4 protein-coding genes are annotated in these 2,964 nt (G+C 65.4%); all 4 read left to right on the top strand.

What is annotated here, in order from left to right; all coding sequences use genetic code 11:
• The coding region (locus Q0C59_RS19380; RefSeq protein WP_291218666.1) for a class II glutamine amidotransferase at nt 1-126 on the top strand (126 nt) is incomplete at its 5' end.
• Nucleotides 127-246: 120 nt separating this feature from the next.
• Nucleotides 247-1,272 (top strand): ABC transporter substrate-binding protein, encoded by a 1,026-nt coding sequence (locus tag Q0C59_RS19375; RefSeq protein ID WP_291218664.1) that lies wholly within the window; start codon nt 247-249, stop codon nt 1,270-1,272.
• 5 nt (nt 1,273-1,277) lie between these two features.
• Nucleotides 1,278-2,090: an ABC transporter ATP-binding protein gene (locus Q0C59_RS19370; protein WP_304783439.1), complete on the top strand. Its 813-nt coding sequence runs from the start codon at nt 1,278-1,280 to the stop codon at nt 2,088-2,090.
• A gap of 14 nt (nt 2,091-2,104) precedes the next feature.
• Nucleotides 2,105-2,932, top strand: a complete 828-nt coding sequence (locus Q0C59_RS19365; RefSeq protein WP_291218660.1) for an ABC transporter permease — start codon at nt 2,105-2,107, stop codon at nt 2,930-2,932.
• Nucleotides 2,933-2,964 lie beyond the last annotated feature (32 nt).

The raw sequence follows: 2,964 nt of genomic DNA, 5'->3' as shown, positions 1-2,964 counted from the left end.
GACCTGAACAAGCCCGGCGATCGCGCGGCGGTGGTGGTGACGACGCCGTTGACCAGCAACGAGCAATGGACCGCCTTCGAGCCCGACGAGCTCAAGGTGTTTGTGGACGGGCTGCCGCTCGCGTGAACCATCGGCTTACGGGCCAACCCTGATGCGCACGCAGTGCGCGGGGGCATGACCCCGGTCTATCATCGACCGGCACCCCGACAAGGGTGGCATGCCAACGAACACACCTGGAGACACACCATGCAACGACGCCATCTGCTGGCCGGTGGCCTTGCCGCCGCCACCCTGCCCACCTTCGCCATTGCCCAGGCCGTCGAGAAGCCCAAGTGCAGCATTGCGGTCGGCGGCAAGAACCTGCTGTATTACCTGCCGTTGACCATTGCCGAGCAACTGGGCTACTTCAAGGACGAGGGCCTGGACCTCACCATCAACGACTTCGCCGGTGGTGCACGCGCGCTGCAGGCGGTGGTGGGCGGCAGTGCAGACGTGGTCTCGGGTGCGTTCGAGCACACGGTCAACATGCAGTTCAAGGGCCAGCCCATGCGCGCCTTCGTGCTGCAGGGTCTGGCGCCGCAGATCGTGCTGGGCGTCAACCCCAAGACCATGCCCAACTTCAAGTCGATCGCCGACCTCAAGGGCAAGAAGGTGGGCGTGACCGCACCCGGCAGCTCGACCAACGTGATGGTCAACTTCGTACTGGCCAAGGCGGGCTTGAAGCCGAACGATGTGAGCATCGTCGGCGTGGGCGCAGGCAACGGTGCGGTGGCCGCCATGCGCTCGGGGCAGATCGACGCGATCAGCAACCTCGACCCCGTGATCACACTGCTGCAACGCTCGGGCGACCTGAAGATCGTCACTGACACGCGCATCGTGAGCGAGGCCGAAGCGGTGTTTGGTGGCCCCATGCCGGCGGGCTGCCTGTACTGCCCCCAGCCCTTCCTGGACCGCAATCCCAACACCGCGCAGGCCATGGCCAACGCCATGGTGCGCGCCAACATGTGGATCCAGAAGGCTGGTGCGGCCGAGATCATCCGCACCGTGCCCGAAGGCTTTCTGCTGGGCGACCGCGCGGTCTACATTGATGCCTTCCTGGCGGCGCAGAAAGCGCTCTCGCCCAACGGCCTGTTCCCGACCAAGGGCGCCGACACCGCGTTTCGGGCGCTGGCCAGCGTGGACCCCAAACTCGGCGAAGCCAAGCTCGACCTCAACGCCGTGTACACCAACGCACTCGTGCAAAGAGCGATGCAGAAGTACCCGAAAGGTTGAGCCCGGTGACCCCGGCGATCGACCTGCAGGGCGTGGCCTGCACCTTCGTCAGCAAAGACGCGCCCGGCCAGCGCTACACGGCGGTGGACAACGTGTCCCTGACCGTGGGCGCCGGTGAATTCGTCAGCGTGGTGGGGCCGACCGGCTGCGGCAAGAGCACGCTGCTCAACGTCGCAGCTGGTTTGCTCGAGCCGAGCAAGGGCAGCGTGCGCATCTTTGGTGAGCCCTTGCAGGGCATCAACACGCGCGCGGGCTACATGTTCCAGACCGAGAGCCTGATGCCCTGGCGCACCGCGCGCGACAACGTGCTGGCGGGCCTGGAGTTTCGCGGCGTACCCGAGAACGACGCGCGCGAGCAGGCCGAGGAATGGCTGCGGCGCGTGGGCCTGGGCGGCTTTGGCGACCGCTACCCGCACCAGCTCAGCGGCGGTATGCGCAAGCGCACCAGCCTGGCCCAGACGCTGGTGCTCGACCCCGACATCATCCTGATGGATGAACCGTTTTCAGCGCTCGACATCCAGACCCGCCAGCTGATGGAGAACGAGGTCCTGGACCTGTGGGCGGCCAAAAAGAAGGCGGTGCTCTTCATCACGCACGACCTGGACGAAGCCATCGCCATGAGTGATCGCGTGATCGTGCTCAGCGCCGGCCCAGCCAGTCACCCCATCGGCGAATTCAACATCGACATCCCGCGCCCGCGCGACGTGGCCGAGATCAAGACCACCGCCCGCTTCATCGAGTTGCATGCCGCCATCTGGTCCGTGATGCGCGAGGAAGTGCTCAAGGGCTACCAGCAACAACTGCAGAAGGCGGCCTGAGGCCTGATACCCGCATGTGGAACCTGATCAAACCCCGCCCGGCCACGCTTCGCCTGTGGCAGTTCGGCCTGCTCGCGGTGGTGTTCGTGTTCTGGTACGCCATGACCAAGCCCGGGCTGTTGCCGAACTTCATGTTCGAGAACGATCGGCAGGCTGCCTTCTTTTTTGGGGAACCGCTGCGGGTGATCGAGCGCATCTGGGTCTGGTTCGTGACCGATGCGGACATCTACCAGCACCTGGGCGTGACCCTGGCCGAGACCGTGATGGCCTTTGCCATCGGCTCGGCCGCCGGGCTGGGGGGCGGCCTGTGGCTGGCGCTCTCGCCCATGGCCTCGGCCATTCTCGAGCCCTACATCAAGGCCATGAACTCGATGCCGCGCATCATCCTCGCGCCCATCTTTGCGGTGTGGTTCGGGCTGGGCATGGGCTCCAAGGTCGCACTGGGCGTCACGCTGGTCTTCTTCATCGTCTTCTTCAACGTCTACCAGGGCGTGAAAGAAGTGAGCCCGGTGGTGCTGGCCAACGCGAAGATGCTGGGCGCCAGCCAGAAACAGCTGCTGCGCCATGTGTATCTGCCGAGCGCGACCAGCTGGGTGTTCAGCTCGCTGCACACCTCGGTGGGCCTGGCCTTCGTGGGTGCGGTGGTGGGCGAGTACCTGGGCTCCTCGCAGGGCGTGGGCTACCTCATCCTGCAGGCCGAGGGCAGCTTCGACATCAACACCGTGATGGCCGGCATTCTGGTGCTCACCGCCTTCGCGCTGGCCCTGGACGCGGCGGTCGGCAGGATCGAGAAGCGGCTGATGAAGTGGCAGCCCAAGGTGGGAGAAACAGAGAAGCTCTGAGCGACCTCGGAGGTCGCGCGCAACGATTTCAC

Source organism: Hydrogenophaga sp., assembly GCF_022844385.1.
GTDB lineage: Bacteria > Pseudomonadota > Gammaproteobacteria > Burkholderiales > Burkholderiaceae_C > Hydrogenophaga.
Note: the sequence above shows the minus strand (reverse complement) of the source record. Positions and strands in the feature narration are given on the sequence as shown.

What these genes read in the sequence shown, in the direction of transcription:
- Q0C59_RS19375 (WP_291218664.1), top strand. Translation starts at nt 247, where the DNA reads ATGCAACGACGCCATCTGCTGGCCGGTGGCCTTGCCGCCGCCACCCTG.
- Q0C59_RS19365 (WP_291218660.1), top strand. Translation starts at nt 2,105, where the DNA reads ATGTGGAACCTGATCAAACCCCGCCCGGCCACGCTTCGCCTGTGGCAG.